The organism is Solibacillus sp. FSL W7-1472, from assembly GCF_037969775.1.
GTDB classification, from domain to species: Bacteria; Bacillota; Bacilli; order Bacillales_A; family Planococcaceae; genus Solibacillus; species Solibacillus silvestris.
Genome location: NZ_CP150208.1, coordinates 2,316,486 through 2,332,218, shown reverse-complemented (window position 1 = coordinate 2,332,218; position 15,733 = coordinate 2,316,486). Strand labels below are relative to the sequence as shown.

Sequence of the window (15,733 nt, the reverse complement as noted above, 5' to 3'; positions counted from 1 at the left end):
CGAAAGAAGAAATTGATTTTGTTACGGAAAAAAGGGGTGTCGGTTATGGCAAAAGATTATGATGTCGTTATTTTAGGCGGGGGCACAGGTGGTTATGTAGCCGCAATCCGTGCATCACAACTCGGACTGAAAACGGCAATCGTCGAAAAAAACAAAATGGGGGGTACTTGCCTGCATGCGGGCTGTATTCCGACAAAAGCATTGCTCCGAAGTGCGGAAGTATATGTGCAATCGAAAAAGGCACTTGATTTTGGGATTGAAGTGAATGATGTCAAAATCGACTTTGAACGAGTCCAACAAAGAAAATCTAGTGTTGTAGATAAACTTTACAAAGGCGTTCAGCACTTGATGAAAAAAGGGAAAATCGATGTATATGATGGTTTCGGCCGTATTTTAGGACCATCTATTTTCTCTCCGATGCCAGGTACAATCTCGGTGGAAATGAATGATGGCACAGAAAACGAGATGCTTGTGCCGCAAAACGTCATCGTTGCGACAGGTTCTCGCCCTCGTACATTGGACGGTTTGAAAGTTGATGGGAAAAAGGTGTTCACATCAGATGAATTTCTGACGATCGAAAAGCTTCCGAAGTCAGCCATTATTATCGGTGGTGGTGTAATCGGTGTCGAGTGGGCGTCGATGCTCACTGATTTTGATGTAGAAGTCACAATCATAGAGTTAGGTGACCGTCTGCTGCCGACTGAAGATGCAGCAATTTCAGCGGAGATGCTGAAATCTTTGAAAAAGCGCGGAGTGAACGTTCATTTCAATGTAAAACTCGATCCTTCGGCAATTGATACAAAGGAAAATGTATCGCTTCAAGTAAATGATGAAACCATTTCAGCGGAAGCACTTTTACTTTCAGTTGGAAGGGTAGCAAACACGGCAAATATCGGCTTGGAAAACACAGAAATTGAACTGAACAATGGGTATATTTCAGTAAACGAACATTTCCAGACGAAAGAACGTCATATATATGCTATAGGAGACGTCATCGGCGGTATGCAGTTGGCACATGTTGCTTCACATGAAGGAATTCGTGCTGTCGAGCATATTGCGGGACAGAATTCGATTCCTCTACATTATGCAAATATTGCACGAGGCGTCTACAGTAATCCGGAAGTCGCAAGTGTCGGACTTACAGAAGAGCAAGCAAAAAACAACGGCTATAAAGTTGTGACAACGACATTCCCGTTTAAAGCGATCGGTAAAGCGATTGTGTATGGTGAAACAGCAGGCTTTGTGAAAGTAGTTGCGGATGAAAGTTCGAATGATGTTGTCGGTATCCATTTAATTGGACCGCATGCAACGGATTTAATATCTGAAGCTGCACTAGGTTTATTTTTAAATGCCTCGCCATGGGAAGTTGGACAGATGGTGCATTTGCATCCTTCATTAAGCGAAATTATCGGGGAGGCCGCGCTGGCGATTGAAGGAAAAGCGATTCATTTTTAAGAGTGACAAGGGGGTATTTTATGACTGACATTACAACAATAACACATGAACAACTTGGGTTAACGGATGAAGAGGTACTGAAAATGTACGAAACGATGTTAATGGCACGCCGCATTGATGAGCGGATGTGGCTGTTAAACCGTGCAGGAAAAATACCGTTTGTTATTTCATGCCAAGGACAAGAGGCAGCTCAAGTAGGTGCTGCCTTTGCCCTTGATCATACAAAGGATTATATTGCGCCGTACTATCGTGATATGGGGGTTGTCCTTCATTTTGGGATGACGGCAAAAGATTTAATGCTTTCGGCGTTTGCGAAAGCGGAAGACCCAAACTCTGGCGGGCGTCAAATGCCGGGACACTTCGGGCAAAAGAAAAATCGTATACTTACGGGTTCTTCTCCTGTAACGACACAAGTACCGCATGCGGTCGGTGTCGCACTTGCAGGGAAAATGCAGCAAAAGGACTTTATCACATTTGTAACACTCGGTGAAGGTTCGTCAAACCAAGGAGACTTCCATGAAGGGGCAAACTTTGCGGGAGTGCATAAATTGCCGGTTATTATCATGGTAGAAAACAACCAATATGCCATTTCTGTTCCGGTTGAGCGACAACTGGGCTGTGCACAAGTATCTGACCGTGCAATCGGCTACGGGATGCCTGGTGTAACGGTAGACGGCAAAAATCCGCTGGAAGTATACAAAGTGGTGAAAGAAGCGGCTGATCGTGCTCGACGCGGAGAAGGGCCTTCACTGATCGAAACGGTTTCGTTCCGACTGACAGCCCATTCTTCTGATGATGACGATCGTCAATATAGAACAGCTGAGGATATTGCAGAAGGAAAAGCAAAAGACCCGATTATTTTATTTGAAACATACTTAAAAGACTGTGGTGTAGCAGACGATGCGTTATTGGAACAAATGAACAAAAAAATTATGGATACTGTCAATGAAGCGACAGATTATGCAGAAAATGCAGCTTATGCCCCGCCAGAACATGCATTGCGTTTTGTGTATGCGGAAGGAGAAGATGCGTAATGCCGGTAATTTCTTATATTGATGCGATTAACTTAGCAATGAAAGAAGAAATGGAGCGAGATGACAGTGTCTTCGTATTAGGTGAAGATGTTGGGTTGAAAGGCGGGGTGTTCAAAGCGACAACAGGCCTGTATGACCAATTCGGGGAAGCGCGCGTATTGGATACACCGTTAGCTGAAAGTGCGATTGCCGGTGTTGCAATTGGTGCAGCGATGTACGGCATGCGTCCAATTGCTGAAATGCAGTTTGCGGACTTTATTATGCCTGCTGTAAACCAGATTGTTTCGGAAGCGGCGAAAATCCGTTACCGTTCAAACAATGACTGGAGCTGTCCTTTAGTTGTGCGTGCACCATTTGGTGGGGGAATTCATGGTGCCCTTTATCACTCGCAATCGGTTGAAGCGATGTTTGCAGGTACTCCTGGCTTGAAGATTGTCATTCCGTCCACACCGTATGATGCGAAAGGGTTGTTAAAAGCAGCCATTCGCGACCCAGATCCGGTTCTGTTTTTCGAGCATAAACGTGCATACCGTCTTATTAAAGGGGAAGTGCCGACAGATGATTATACATTGCCGATCGGAAAAGCCGATGTGAAGCGTGAAGGCGATGATGTGACAGTTATTACGTATGGCCTTGCAGTACATTTTGCATTGCAGGCAGCAGAGCGTCTAGCAAAAGACGGTATCGAAACGCATATTCTAGATTTACGTACTGTTTACCCGTTAGATCAAGAAGCCATTATTGAAGCTGCAAGAAAAACAGGAAAAATTCTACTGATTACTGAGGATAATAAAGAAGGCAGCATTATGGGTGAAGTGGCGGCCATCATTGCTGAGCATTGCTTATTTGAACTGGATGCACCGATCAAGCGCCTCGCAGGTCCGGATGTTCCCGCAATGCCATATTCACCAACAATGGAAAAGTTTTTTATGATTAATCCTGATAAAGTAGAAAAAGCAATTCGCGAACTCGCAGAATTCTAGTTAATAGAATAAGGGACAGAATATTTAAGCTACAATTTTGTAGAGAAACGAGTTGATTGGAATGGAAGGGAGGCGAGTGTTCGTGCTGACGGTTTCACCTTTCGCACTGCTAAAACACAAGCTGACGGCTAGCGCCTTTCGCTACAAGATTTTCTCTGTGACGAAAGCGTAAGCGACAGTCACAAGCAAGCTTCCTGCGGGAACAGCCCGTGGGAGAGTATGAACAAAAGCTAAGAACGCCACGTCCTGTGGCAATGCTTTTGTGACCAACTTCGTGTTGGCCTCGTGCTCTCGGAAAGCGTCCTCCCTGAAATGGAAATCAACTCATATATTTTGAGATGCCCTTATTTAATTCAAGTATCTATATTTGGCTTGCAACTTTTTTGAGCAAAGGCCTATTAGTTAAAGGGGGATTGTTTAATGACAATTCAAAATATCGTCATGCCGCAACTTGGAGAAAGTGTGACAGAAGGTAAGATTGAACGCTGGCTTGTCCAAGTGGGAGATAAAGTAAATAAATATGATCCATTAGCAGAAGTAACAACAGATAAAGTTAATGCCGAAATTCCTTCTTCGTTTGCAGGGGTAATTACAGAGTTAATCGCAAACGAAGGCGAAACATTGCCGGTAGGCGCGGTTGTATGCGCAATTGAAGTGGAAGGCTCCGAAATGCCGCCAGCTCCAGTTGAAAAAAGCTCGAATGTCAGCTCAGCAATTCTAAATGCCGGCTCACAGAAGAAAGAAGAAGACAAACCGGCAGCAAAAAAAGAAGACAAACCGGTGCGCACAGAACGCAAGCCGGGTCGTTTTTCACCTGCAGTTTTAGCATTGGCAAATGAACACGATGTCGACTTGGCCCAAATTACCGGCACAGGTGTCGGCAATCGGATTACAAGAAAAGATGTTGAAGCATATGTTGCGGCAGGTAAGCCGACAAGTCAGGATATTTCGAATGACGAACAACCAACAGCATTTGCTGAGCCAAAACAGGAAGCGTCAGCACAAGCGTCCACGCAAGGCGCGACACAAGCACCGGCGTCTCAGCCGAAACAAGAGGTTCCAGTTGCTGCTGGAGACATTGAAATTCCGGTTACACAAGTGCGTAAAGCAATTGCAAAAAATATGCTGCGTAGCACACATGAAATTCCGCATGCATGGATGATGATGGAAGTGGATGTGACAGAGCTTGTTGAATACCGCGACAGCATAAAAGAAGATTTCAAGAAAAAAGAAGGATTTAATCTGACGTATTTTGCATTTTTCCTAAAAGCGGTCTCCCAGGCGCTAAAAGAATTCCCGATCATCAATTCTGTTTGGGCGGAAGATAAAATTATTCAAAAGAAAGATATTAATTTATCGATTGCTGTAGCTACTGATGATGCATTATTCGTGCCGGTTATCAAAAATGTCGATGAAAAATCGATTAAAGGCATTGCGAAAGAAATTCATGAATATGCACATCTTGTACGCAACGGAAAACTGAAATTGGAGCATATGCAAGGTGGTACATTTACAGTCAACAATACCGGATCATTTGGTTCTGTTCAGTCAATGGGCATTATCAATCATCCACAGGCAGCAATTTTGCAGGTGGAAAGTATTGTAAAAAGACCTGTAATAGTACAGGGGAATATGATTGCTCCACGCTCTATGGTGAATTTATGTTTATCATTAGATCATAGAATTTTAGATGGTATGATTTGTGGGAAATTCTTATCTCGTGTGAAAGAAATTCTCGAAAATGTCGATAAAGAGAAGATGTCAGTCTACTGAAAATGCCGTGAAAGCCTGTAAAATAAGGCTTTCACGTTTTTTTTCTCTTTATTGTCAGAACATTCTCGTGTAAACTATAGTACAGAAATATAACAAGGGGGGAAGCTACTTAGCGACCACATGTCAATGAATATGAAAGAGATCGAATTTCAAACAGCCAGCTATGAGCAGTGGAAGGAAGAAGCGGTTAAAGCATTAAAAGGAAAACCGTTTGAATCCTTATTTACAAAGACAATTGAAAATATCACGCTTGACCCACTTTATACAGAAGAAAGCTTAATCGAAAAATTGGGAGAGCAACTGGAGAAACAAGTATCAACAATCCGTTCTTTAACAAAACAGACAAGCTTCACTGTTGCACAGCAAATCGCTGGCAATGATGCAGCCAGCTTTTTTGCCAATATCGAGGATAGCTTATCGCGCGGCAATGAAATGATTACAATCAACAGCCCGATTGCATTTGACTGGTCTGAACAAGACAGCGAAAAACTCGCTTCTTATTTATCGGAAAATTCATTTAAATTTATCGTCGCTTCTGCTGAAGATGCAGTGCTGGATGTATTCAAATATATTGACGAAGCTAAACGTAAAGACGTTGTAGGCTATATTGTTTCACCTGAAACAATAGAATTAGCTAACTATCCAAATGTCCGCACGTTTTGTGCAAATACGATTCCATTCCATAATGACGGCGCAAATGCGGTACAAGAGCTTGCTATTGCGCTTGCACAAGCAGCTAAACTTGCTAATACGGTAGAAGATTTTAAAGCATTTGAACAGAAGTTTTTCGTACAGTTCGCTGTCGATACACAATTCTTTGCAGAAGTAGCAAAACTTCGTGCCTTCAAAGTATTATGGAAAGCGTTTGCTTCAGCATTCGGCAATGAAGCAAGCGCTGTCCCGGTCGTAGTGGAAACTTCGGTACGCAGCTTCTCGAAATATGATGTTTATGTAAATTTATTACGTGCAGGCAATGAAGCATTCTCAGCGGCAATCGGTGGTGCAGATGTTATTACGGTACATCCGCATGATGCATTGACAGGTGTGACAGGTCAGTCGGTCCGTATTGCGCGCAATGTCTCTCTTGTGACGAAAGAAGAGTCGCATGTAACAAATGTAATCGATCCATCAGGCGGTTCGTACTTTATCGAATCATTAACAGCAGACTATGTAAAAGAAGCATGGGCACTGTTTTTGGAAATCGAAATTGCTGGTGGATTGGAAGCATACGGCATCAATGCTCATATTGAGGAAGTGTATGCGACACGCATGAAGCAAGTGGAAACACGCAAGCACTCATTAATCGGTACAAATATTTATGCAAACCCGCAAGATGGGGTAGCAACTACTGAAAATGCTCAATTTGCAGGTGTAAAACGTCTTGCCATTCCATTTGAAAACCTGCGTGCTACTTATGCACAAACTGGCATCAAAGCAGCGATTTTAACATTCGGCGAGCTGAAAAATTATAAGCCGCGCGCAGATTTTGTACAAGGATTCTTTGCGACAGCAGGCATCGTCGCATACCAAACAGCAGGCTTTCAAACAATTGAGGATGCAACAACTTGGCTGGCAAGTGCAGACTATGACTATGTAGTAGTAGCAGCAATGGATGAAGATACAAAGGCCATTATTCCGGCATTACTTGAAAACAAAAAGCAAACAGCTGTATTGGATGCAGCGGGTAAATATAAAGAAGAAGAAGCGGCGTGGACTGCAGCAGGCTTAAACGGCTTTATTTATGCAGGTCAGAACATCGCCCGCAAGCTATCGGATGTCGTGATGAGCGTGAAGGGGGTACAACAATGAGCAAAGCAAATTTCGCAACAGTTGTCATTGAAGATGTATTAAAACAAGAGCAACTTACTTCTACAGGCTCGTACGTCACAAATGAAGGCATTGAAGTAAATTCGGTTTACAATAAAGAAGATATTCAAGATGCAAAACATTTAAAAGATGTGGCTGGTATCGCGCCGAATACACGTGGCCCATACCCGACAATGTATGTAGCGCGTCCGTGGACAGTACGTCAATATGCAGGTTTCTCAACTGCGGAAGAATCAAATGCTTTTTACCGTCGTAACTTGGCAATGGGTCAAAAAGGGCTTTCAGTAGCATTCGACTTGGCAACACACCGCGGTTATGACTCGGATCATCCTCGTGTAACAGGGGATGTCGGAAAAGCCGGCGTTGCAATCGATTCAGTTGAAGATGCAAAAATTTTATTCGACGGCATTCCACTTGATCAAATGTCGGTATCGATGACAATGAACGGTGCAGTATTACCGATTCTTGCATTCTACATCGTTGCAGCAGAAGAACAAGGAGTATCGCCTGATAAATTGGCCGGTACGATCCAAAACGACATTTTAAAAGAATACATGGTACGTAACACATATATTTACCCACCGGCAATGTCGATGAAAATCATTGCAGACATTTTTGAATATACGGCGAAATTCATGCCGAAATTCAACTCGATTTCCATTTCGGGTTACCATATTCAAGAAGCGGGTGCGACAAATGATATCGAGCTTGCGTATACATTGGCAGACGGTCTTGAATATGTACGTACAGGTTTAAAAGCAGGTATTGACATTGATGCATTTGCACCGCGTTTATCGTTCTTCTGGGCGATCGGTATGAACTATTACATGGAAGTTGCGAAAATGCGTGCAGCACGTCGCATCTGGGCACAAATGATGTCTACATTCAATCCGAAAAACTCGAAGTCTCTTGCATTGCGTACACACTCGCAAACATCAGGCTGGAGTTTAACGGAACAAGATCCATTCAATAACGTAACACGTACATTGATCGAAGCGAACGCGGCAGCAATGGGCCATACTCAGTCGCTTCATACAAACGCACTGGATGAAGCAATTGCTTTACCAACGGACTTCTCTGCTCGTATTGCACGTAATACTCAGCTATTCCTGCAAGAAGAAACAGGAATGACTAAAGTAATCGATCCATGGGGCGGTTCGTACTATGTAGAAAAACTGACAGATGAGCTGACAGAAAAAGCATGGGCATTAATCGAGGAAATCGAAGCTCTTGGCGGAATGGCAAAAGCGATCGAGACAGGACTTCCGAAAATGAAAGTTGAAGAAGCAGCGGCAAAACGCCAGGCGAAAATCGACTCAAAAACAGAAACGATTGTCGGTGTAAACAAATACCGTCTTGCTGAAGAAGATCCAATCGACATTTTAGATATCGACAATGCGATCGTACGTGAATCACAAATTGCCCGCCTTGAAAAAATGAAGGCAACACGTGATGAAGCAGAAGTGCAAAAACATTTAGCACGCTTAACGAAGGCGGCTGAAGACGGCTCTGAAAACTTATTGGCCGTTGCAGTGGATGCAGCAAGAGCACGTGCATCATTAGGTGAAATTTCGGATGCGATTGAAGCAGTATCTGGCCGTCATAAAGCGGTTATCCGTTCAATTTCAGGTGTCTACTCTGCAAACTTCTCGGATGATGAAATGATATCAGAAGTGAAGCAAATGACAGAAGACTTCCTGGAAGCAGAAGGTCGCCGTCCACGTATTTTAGTGGCGAAGATGGGACAAGACGGACATGACCGTGGTGCGAAGGTTGTTGCAACTGGTTATGCGGACTTAGGTTTCGATGTCGATATTTCTCCATTGTTCATGACACCAGAAGAAACAGCACAAATGGCAAACGAAAACGACGTACACTGTATCGGAGTATCTTCTTTAGCTGCGGGTCATAAAACATTAGTGCCTGAACTTGTAGCTGAATTGAAGAAATTAGGTCGTGAGGACATTATCGTCATTTGCGGTGGGGTAATCCCAGCTCAAGACTATGAGTTCCTATATGAAGCAGGTGCAGCGGCTATCTTCGGGCCAGGTACTGTGATTCCAGTATCGGCAATTCGCATTATAGAAGAAATTTATAAAAAGTTAGGTTATGAGGAAGTGGCAGAGTAGTGATGCCACAAGACGAGAAAAGCGCTTTATTTGTCATGGATGGTGTGAAGGGTGGTCATGATGGTATGAGCTATTCAAACCCAAAGAAATTCCGTAAAAAAAAGCAGGAAGCACTTGATTTACAGACGCTGGCTGGCGAAGTGCGTGCGGGTAATCGTACTTCGCTCGCTAAAGCGATAACGCTCATTGAAAGCTCGAACAATGCCCATAAAGAAGAAGCACAGAAGCTGCTGCAGGAGTTATTGCCTTTTACGGGCAATTCAATCCGTATTGGCATCACCGGTGTACCGGGTGCGGGGAAAAGCTCGTTTATTGAAGCATTCGGTACGATGCTGTGCAAAATGGGCAAGCGCGTTGCGGTTCTTGCAATCGACCCGAGCTCATCGCTTTCAGGCGGCAGTATTTTAGGGGATAAAACCCGGATGGAAGAACTGGTGCGCCAGGAAAATGCATTTGTCCGTCCTTCGCCGAGTGCCGGTACATTAGGCGGCGTCCACAAAAAGTCCCGCGAAACAATGCTTTTATGCGAAGCAGCAGGCTATGACGTCATTTTGATTGAAACAGTCGGTGTCGGTCAAAGTGAAACGTATGTGCGTGGCATGGTCGACTTCTTCCTGCTGCTTGTCTTAACAGGTGCGGGAGATGAGCTTCAAGGGATGAAGAAGGGCATTATGGAGCTTGCAGACGGCATTATCGTCCATAAAGCCGATGGGGACAATGTGCGCCCTGCACGCCGGACAATGCAGGAATACAAGCAGATTCTTCATTTCCTTCAGCCATCTACCCCTGGCTGGCTCAGTACGTCACTGACCGTATCGTCCCTTGAAAAAAAGGGGCTCGACAAAGTATGGGATATGCTGATGGAATTTGAGCAGACGATTAAGCAATCGAATTATTGGACGACACGTCGCCATGAACAAACGCGCGACTGGTTCCATACAATGATTACCGATCATTTAATAGATTCGTTCTATAATAATCCGGAACGTAAAAAGCAGGTCCGATCACTTGAGGAAGAAATATTGCATGGCCAGCTAACGGTTACACAAGGGGTTAATGCATTATTTGGCGAAAAAAATGAATAAATCAATTACGCCTTGGCGTAATTGTGTCCAGATTTTTTGAGTTTGGACCCACACGAAGTGGGTCAGTCAGCCGTTCGCATGATGTGACGCTTTTAGGCTGGAAACCTCTATAATTCCTTTAAAAAATCTGTGACATCCGCCGGAGGCTTATTTTCATTCAGCGGGAGTTTCCGCTGAATGAAAATAATGATAATCAAGAGTCTTTGCACATCTTTCGTAACCTTGCTATGATAAAAAGGAACATAGAAAGGGGCTAAAAAGCTTATGAACATGGATTATGATTTATTTATGCAACAAATTACAACGACTGCACGTGCAGAGATGGAAGCAGCAGGTTATGAACAACTGCGCACTCCGGAAGATGTGGAAGCAGCGTTTGCTCGTAAAGGAACAACTCTTGTTATGGTGAATTCTGTATGTGGCTGTGCTGGCGGTATTGCACGTCCTGCAGCAACACATGCTGTACATTATGATAAACGTCCTGACTATTTAGTAACAGTATTTGCTGGTCAAGATAAAGAAGCAACAGCAGCTGCACGTTATTATTTCGGTGAAGATCACATTCCATCATCACCATCATTCATATTATTGAAAGATGGACAAGTTGTAGGAGAAGTTGGCCGCTTTGAAATCGAAGGACATGACCCAATGAGCGTTGTAACAAACCTTCAAGGTCACTTCGAGGAAAACTGCGAAGAAATCTAATACTAATAGAGTTATTGTGTAACGGGTGCGTATTGAACGTACCCGCTGCACACCTATAACGGGGGAGTTCAACCGATATGAAGAAATTTTCAATCGGCTATCGTACATTAAAAACAGCCATTGGTGCTGCTGTTGCGATAGCAATTGCCCAATATTTTGATTTGCAGTTTTTCACGGCAGCTGGTATTCTGACGATTTTAAGCATTCAACCAACAAAACGTAAATCTCTCCATGCAGTGTATACCCGGATTGTTTCAACATTTATCGGGATCGCTTATGCATTTGTATTTTTCGAAATATTCGGTTATTCACCGGTTGTTTTGGGAGTTGTCATGATTCTTTTCATTCCGACAATCGTTTCGCTGAGAGTTGTGGAAGGTTTTATCTCAAGTTCGGTTATTATGATGCATATTTATTTGACCGCCAATTTTACGGCAGATTTGCTAATTAATGAATTTTACTTAATGGCAATCGGTTATGGGGTTGGTTTAGTCGTTAATATGTATATGCCGGATATTCAGCAAGGCCTGTATTACCACCGTGAGAAAATGGAGTCGTTATTGAAGAAAATTCTTGCAGAAATTGCAGGGTATCTAAGAGATGGCGATACATTATGGGACGGACATGAACTAATTGAGGCGGCGAAAGTTGTCGAAGCAGGAAAAGCACTGGCATTCCAAGATGTTGAAAACCACGTGACTCGTAAAGAAAATACATATTACTTGTATTTTGATATGCGTGAAAGACAGCTGGAAATTATTGAGCGCGTGTTGCCGAAAATTACCTCACTGCCGGTAATGACGGAGCAGGCTACTTTAATTGCAGCGTTTATGGAAGACTTGAGCGAGCACGTCCATTCAGGTAACACAGCAAGCCGCTTTTTGGAAAAGCTCGATAAAGTAAAAGAAGAGTTCGCCAAAATGCCATTGCCAACCGATCACGAAACATTCCTCGCCATGGCGGCATTGTACCAGTTTATTGAAGAAATGGATGAATACCTGGTCATCAAGCAATCGTTCAAGGGGATGAAATAATACGGAACATGATGGGACGGCAACTTTTGATTTAAATGCAAATTGATTGGAATGAAGGGGAGGCGACTCCAGCGGGAACAGCCCGAGGGAGAGCAATAGGAACAAAAGCTAAGAACGCCACGTCCTGTGGCAACGCTTTTGTGACCAACATCGTGTTGGCCTCGGGCCCGCGGAAAGCGTCCGACCCGGAATGGAAATCAACTTCAGAAGCCGGATGAATTAAAAAAAATGGATGCATAAACATCCATTACATAATTGCTGCGACACCCATTGCAACAGTTGAGATTAACATGATAACAACCATTGAATAAACGACTATTTTTTGAAACTTTTTGTTGCTCATTCTTTTCGCTCCTTCAATATGAACTAGTACTAGTTTATCAAATTTGAAGGAATTCTCAAGTACATTAGATTTTACATTTTCGAAATTTTAAAATTTTTTTATCGGGATTCCAAATACCCAATAAAAAAGAAGCCTCCAACAGATGTCCGGACACGCTTCAGATGTGGAGGAATTAATAATTTTATTCAAAAGGGAGTCAGTACCGTGGAAAAAGTGGATCATATCGGCATTGCCGTTCGTAATATTGAAGAACGTATTACATATTACACAGAAACGCTAGGCTTGAAATTATTAAAGATGGAAGAAGTAGAATCACAGCAAGTAAAAGTTGCTTTTATCGATGCAGGCAATGTAAAAATTGAGCTGCTTGAGCCAATGAGTGAAAAAAGCGCGATTCATGGATTTTTGGAAAAGCGCGGAGAAGGCATTCACCATGTTGCATTCGGCGTAACTGGTATTCGTGAGCGCATGGCTGAACTTCGTGACAAAGGTGTACGATTATTATCTGAAGAGCCGGGACCAGGTGCTGGCGGCGCAGAAGTAGCATTTTTACACCCGAAAGACTCATATGGTGTACTTTACGAATTATGCGATAAAAGCGGAAAAGGGGATAAATAACGATGACAACAATGACAGTAACTCCAGATATGTTTGATAAAATTAATGAGCTTTATGACCGTAAAGAAGCGATCCAGCTTGGTGGCGGAGATGCGCGTATCGAAAAGCAACATGAAAAAGGGAAAATGACTGCCCGTGAACGTATTGATATGTTATTGGATGACGGGTCATTCGTTGAAATCAATCCTTTCATCACACACCGTACTGTTGACTTTGGTATGGATAAACTGGAAGGTCCTGGTGACGGCGTAGTTACTGGTTTCGGTAAAATCAATGGCCGTAATGTATATCTATTCGCACAAGACTTCACAGTATTCGGTGGTGCGCTTGGTGAAATGCATGCGAAAAAAATCGCAGCGGTAATGGACTTGGCAGCGAAAAACGGTACACCATTTATTGGTATTAACGATTCTGGCGGTGCGCGTATTCAAGAGGGTGTATTATCTCTTGACGGATACGGTCATATTTTCTACCGTAACTCAATCTATTCTGGTGTTATTCCGCAAATCTCGGTAATTATGGGGCCATGTGCTGGTGGTGCCGTTTATTCACCAGCGATTACTGACTTTATTTTAATGGTTGATAAAACATCTCAAATGTTCATTACAGGCCCTAAAGTAATAGAAACAGTAACGGGTGAGAAAATTTCTGCTGAAGGCCTTGGCGGATCTAAAGTGCACAATGCAACTTCAGGAAATGCCCACTTCCGTGCTGAAAACGAAGAAGCTGCAATTGCGCAAATTCAGCAATTACTTTCTTATTTACCACAGAACAACCGAGAAAAAGCACCAAAACAAGCTGCTCCAGAAGGAGATAACTTCCGTTCAGAGCTTGTTGATGTGGTACCGATTGACCAAACAAAATCTTATGATGTTCGTAAAGTAGTCGAGCAAGTAGTAGATGAAGGTTCATTCATGGAAGTGCAAAAAGAATTCGCGAAAAACATCGTTGTTGGTTTTGCACGTATCGCGGGAGAATCAGTTGGTTTAGTATGTAACCAGCCGAAGTTCTTAGCGGGCGGATTAGATATTGATTCATCTGATAAATTAGCTCGTTTCGTACGTACATGTGACGCATTTAACGTGCCTGTTATTACATTTGAAGACGTATCGGGCTTCTTCCCGGGTGTTAAACAAGAACATGGTGGGATTATCCGTCATGGTGCGAAAATTTTGTATGCTTACTCAGAAGCAACTGTACCGAAAATTACAGTTATTTTACGTAAAGCATACGGCGGTGCGTACGTAGCATTGAACTCAAAAGCAATTGGCGCGGATTTAGTATTTGCTTGGCCGAATGCCGAAATTGCAGTAATGGGTGCTGCTGGTGCGGCAAACATCATTCATGCAGGTGAAATTGCGAAATCGGCTGATCCGGAAGCAACACGAGCAGCGAAGATTGAAGAATACAAAGAAAAATTCGCAAATCCTTATGTAGCGGCATCACGCGGTATGGTTGACGATGTTATCGATCCACGTGAAACACGTATCAAGTTAATTCAAGCATTGGATATGCTATCAACAAAGCAGGAAGACCGTCCATACAAAAAGCACGGGAACATTCCACTATAATGTTTAATTAAAGTACTTTAAGAAACATCTCTTAAATGATTTGTATACTATACAATCATTTTTGAGGTGTTTTTTGTTTTTAAAAGATCAGAAGGAAACAGAACAGAAAAAGAAGGATAAAATATTAGGAATTTATCAAAAATTAACCACCCATTAAATGTAAATACTCCTTTTTTATTATAGTGAAATTTACAAAAAGCCATTATGCTAAAGAAAGGGAAAGACTGTAAAAAATTAACGGGATTTTCATTGAATACTTACACAGAGTGACAGGAGGACTTAATGGATGAATGAAAGGAATCAACTACAGAGAGCAATAGACTTAAGAAGTAATGGAGAATTACAGCAATCCAATCAGCTATTATTGGATCTAGTTGAACAACATCCTAACGATGCCTATGTAAATTACCAGTGTGCTTGGAGCTTCGATGTGCTTGGAGAAGAGTCCAAAGCTGTACCGTACTATAAAGAGGCAATTCAAGGTAATTTGAATGAAGAAGATTTAGCGAATGCTTATTTAGGTCTTGGCAGTACATATAGAGCATTAGGGGAATACGAAAATTCAAAACATATGCTTGAAAAAGGGTTAGAGAAGTTTCCACATAATTTAGCCATTCAAGTATTTTATGCCATGACGTTGTTTAACTTGAATGAACACGAGCGCTCCATGGAGCTTCTATTAAAAAATTTAGCAAGCACTTCCTCTGACCCTCAAATTCAGACATACAAAAAATCTATAATATTTTATAGTGATAAACTGAATGAAGTGTGGAAGTGAGGAATCAATTAATTGCGGAAAAATTTTGAGTTTGCACTTTATAGGATGAAATTAACTAAGGTTGTAAACTACTTAGTCTTTACAGCGATGGTCAGCCTGATCGGCTATAGCTGTTATTTCATATCAATGTTGTTTATCGGTTCTATGCTGTTTACTGCAGCAGATGCGCCACCCGGAGATATTTCGAATTCCGGCAGATTGCTGACCATTGCCTTTCAAGCTTTTGGAACGTTCATTGTGCTACTTATTTACAGCATTGTTCATTGGAGCATTGCATCGCTTCTGAAGATACCGTTTCCAAAGCGATTTATCTTCATTTTAAATTTAATTGTCATTAGTTTGGTCACTGGTGCGTTAATTTTAGAATTCATTATCATCAACGGCAGTTTTTTATAAAA

Annotated in this window: 14 protein-coding genes; 13 read left to right on the top strand and 1 reads right to left on the bottom strand. The window is 42.5% G+C overall.

The window, feature by feature from the left end; genetic code table 11:
• Positions 1-45: 45 nt before the first annotated feature.
• From lpdA to MKY07_RS11545, 9 genes are all read left to right on the top strand, one after another.
• Entirely contained in the window at positions 46-1,455 is a 1,410-nt protein-coding gene (gene lpdA, locus MKY07_RS11585) for a dihydrolipoyl dehydrogenase (RefSeq protein ID WP_339262269.1), read from the top strand.
• A 20-nt stretch (positions 1,456-1,475) separates the two neighbouring features.
• Positions 1,476-2,489, top strand: coding sequence for a thiamine pyrophosphate-dependent dehydrogenase E1 component subunit alpha (locus MKY07_RS11580; protein WP_014823493.1), 1,014 nt, complete (start codon positions 1,476-1,478; stop codon positions 2,487-2,489).
• A complete protein-coding gene (locus tag MKY07_RS11575; protein ID WP_008404210.1) occupies positions 2,489-3,472 on the top strand; it encodes an alpha-ketoacid dehydrogenase subunit beta in 984 nt (327 codons plus the stop codon). Before MKY07_RS11580 ends, MKY07_RS11575 begins: the two co-directional genes overlap by 1 nt.
• A 420-nt stretch (positions 3,473-3,892) precedes the next feature.
• Positions 3,893-5,245: a dihydrolipoamide acetyltransferase family protein gene (locus MKY07_RS11570; protein ID WP_339262265.1), complete on the top strand. Its 1,353-nt coding sequence runs from the start codon at positions 3,893-3,895 to the stop codon at positions 5,243-5,245.
• A 132-nt stretch (positions 5,246-5,377) separates the two neighbouring features.
• Complete coding sequence (locus MKY07_RS11565; RefSeq protein ID WP_339262263.1) at positions 5,378-7,054, top strand: methylmalonyl-CoA mutase family protein; 1,677 nt, start codon at positions 5,378-5,380, stop codon at positions 7,052-7,054.
• Positions 7,051-9,201, top strand: coding sequence for a methylmalonyl-CoA mutase (scpA, locus tag MKY07_RS11560; protein ID WP_339262261.1), 2,151 nt, complete (start codon positions 7,051-7,053; stop codon positions 9,199-9,201). The genes MKY07_RS11565 and scpA overlap by 4 nt, the downstream gene beginning before the upstream one ends.
• Positions 9,202-9,203: 2 nt before the next feature.
• Positions 9,204-10,286 carry a methylmalonyl Co-A mutase-associated GTPase MeaB gene (gene meaB, locus MKY07_RS11555; protein ID WP_339264648.1) on the top strand — a complete coding sequence of 361 codons (1,083 nt, stop codon included), beginning with the start codon at positions 9,204-9,206 and terminating at the stop codon, positions 10,284-10,286.
• A gap of 264 nt (positions 10,287-10,550) precedes the next feature.
• Complete coding sequence (locus MKY07_RS11550; protein ID WP_008404201.1) at positions 10,551-10,991, top strand: BrxA/BrxB family bacilliredoxin; 441 nt, start codon at positions 10,551-10,553, stop codon at positions 10,989-10,991.
• A gap of 77 nt (positions 10,992-11,068) precedes the next feature.
• A complete protein-coding gene (locus MKY07_RS11545; RefSeq protein WP_014823497.1) occupies positions 11,069-12,025 on the top strand; it encodes an aromatic acid exporter family protein in 957 nt (318 codons plus the stop codon).
• Positions 12,026-12,272: 247 nt separating this feature from the next.
• On the opposite strand, the gene prli42 is transcribed toward MKY07_RS11545, so the two are convergent.
• Positions 12,273-12,368 (bottom strand): stressosome-associated protein Prli42, encoded by a 96-nt coding sequence (prli42, locus tag MKY07_RS11540; RefSeq protein WP_008404197.1) that lies wholly within the window; start codon positions 12,366-12,368, stop codon positions 12,273-12,275.
• A gap of 204 nt (positions 12,369-12,572) precedes the next feature.
• On the opposite strand from prli42, the gene mce reads away from it, so the two are divergent.
• The 4 genes from mce to MKY07_RS11520 all read left to right on the top strand — a co-directional run bounded on the left by mce (position 12,573) and on the right by MKY07_RS11520 (position 15,731).
• Complete coding sequence (gene mce / locus MKY07_RS11535; RefSeq protein WP_008404195.1) at positions 12,573-12,986, top strand: methylmalonyl-CoA epimerase; 414 nt, start codon at positions 12,573-12,575, stop codon at positions 12,984-12,986.
• 2 nt (positions 12,987-12,988) lie between these two features.
• Entirely contained in the window at positions 12,989-14,557 is a 1,569-nt protein-coding gene (locus tag MKY07_RS11530) for an acyl-CoA carboxylase subunit beta (protein WP_008404193.1), read from the top strand.
• A gap of 286 nt (positions 14,558-14,843) precedes the next feature.
• Positions 14,844-15,335 (top strand): tetratricopeptide repeat protein, encoded by a 492-nt coding sequence (locus tag MKY07_RS11525; protein WP_014823498.1) that lies wholly within the window; start codon positions 14,844-14,846, stop codon positions 15,333-15,335.
• A 12-nt stretch (positions 15,336-15,347) separates the two neighbouring features.
• Positions 15,348-15,731, top strand: a complete 384-nt coding sequence (locus tag MKY07_RS11520) for a hypothetical protein (protein ID WP_339262259.1) — start codon at positions 15,348-15,350, stop codon at positions 15,729-15,731.
• The last annotated feature ends 2 nt before the right edge of the window (positions 15,732-15,733 follow it).

Bases quoted from the DNA above. Each gene is read 5' to 3' on its own strand.
- lpdA (WP_339262269.1), top strand. From the start codon at position 46: ATGGCAAAAGATTATGATGTCGTTATTTTAGGCGGGGGCACAGGTGGT.
- MKY07_RS11580 (WP_014823493.1), top strand. From the start codon at position 1,476: ATGACTGACATTACAACAATAACACATGAACAACTTGGGTTAACGGAT.
- MKY07_RS11575 (WP_008404210.1), top strand. From the start codon at position 2,489: ATGCCGGTAATTTCTTATATTGATGCGATTAACTTAGCAATGAAAGAA.
- MKY07_RS11570 (WP_339262265.1), top strand. From the start codon at position 3,893: ATGACAATTCAAAATATCGTCATGCCGCAACTTGGAGAAAGTGTGACA.
- MKY07_RS11565 (WP_339262263.1), top strand. From the start codon at position 5,378: ATGAAAGAGATCGAATTTCAAACAGCCAGCTATGAGCAGTGGAAGGAA.
- scpA (WP_339262261.1), top strand. From the start codon at position 7,051: ATGAGCAAAGCAAATTTCGCAACAGTTGTCATTGAAGATGTATTAAAA.
- meaB (WP_339264648.1), top strand. From the start codon at position 9,204: ATGCCACAAGACGAGAAAAGCGCTTTATTTGTCATGGATGGTGTGAAG.
- MKY07_RS11550 (WP_008404201.1), top strand. From the start codon at position 10,551: ATGAACATGGATTATGATTTATTTATGCAACAAATTACAACGACTGCA.
- MKY07_RS11545 (WP_014823497.1), top strand. From the start codon at position 11,069: ATGAAGAAATTTTCAATCGGCTATCGTACATTAAAAACAGCCATTGGT.
- prli42 (WP_008404197.1), bottom strand. From the start codon at position 12,368: ATGAGCAACAAAAAGTTTCAAAAAATAGTCGTTTATTCAATGGTTGTT.
- MKY07_RS11530 (WP_008404193.1), top strand. From the start codon at position 12,989: ATGACAACAATGACAGTAACTCCAGATATGTTTGATAAAATTAATGAG.
- MKY07_RS11525 (WP_014823498.1), top strand. From the start codon at position 14,844: ATGAATGAAAGGAATCAACTACAGAGAGCAATAGACTTAAGAAGTAAT.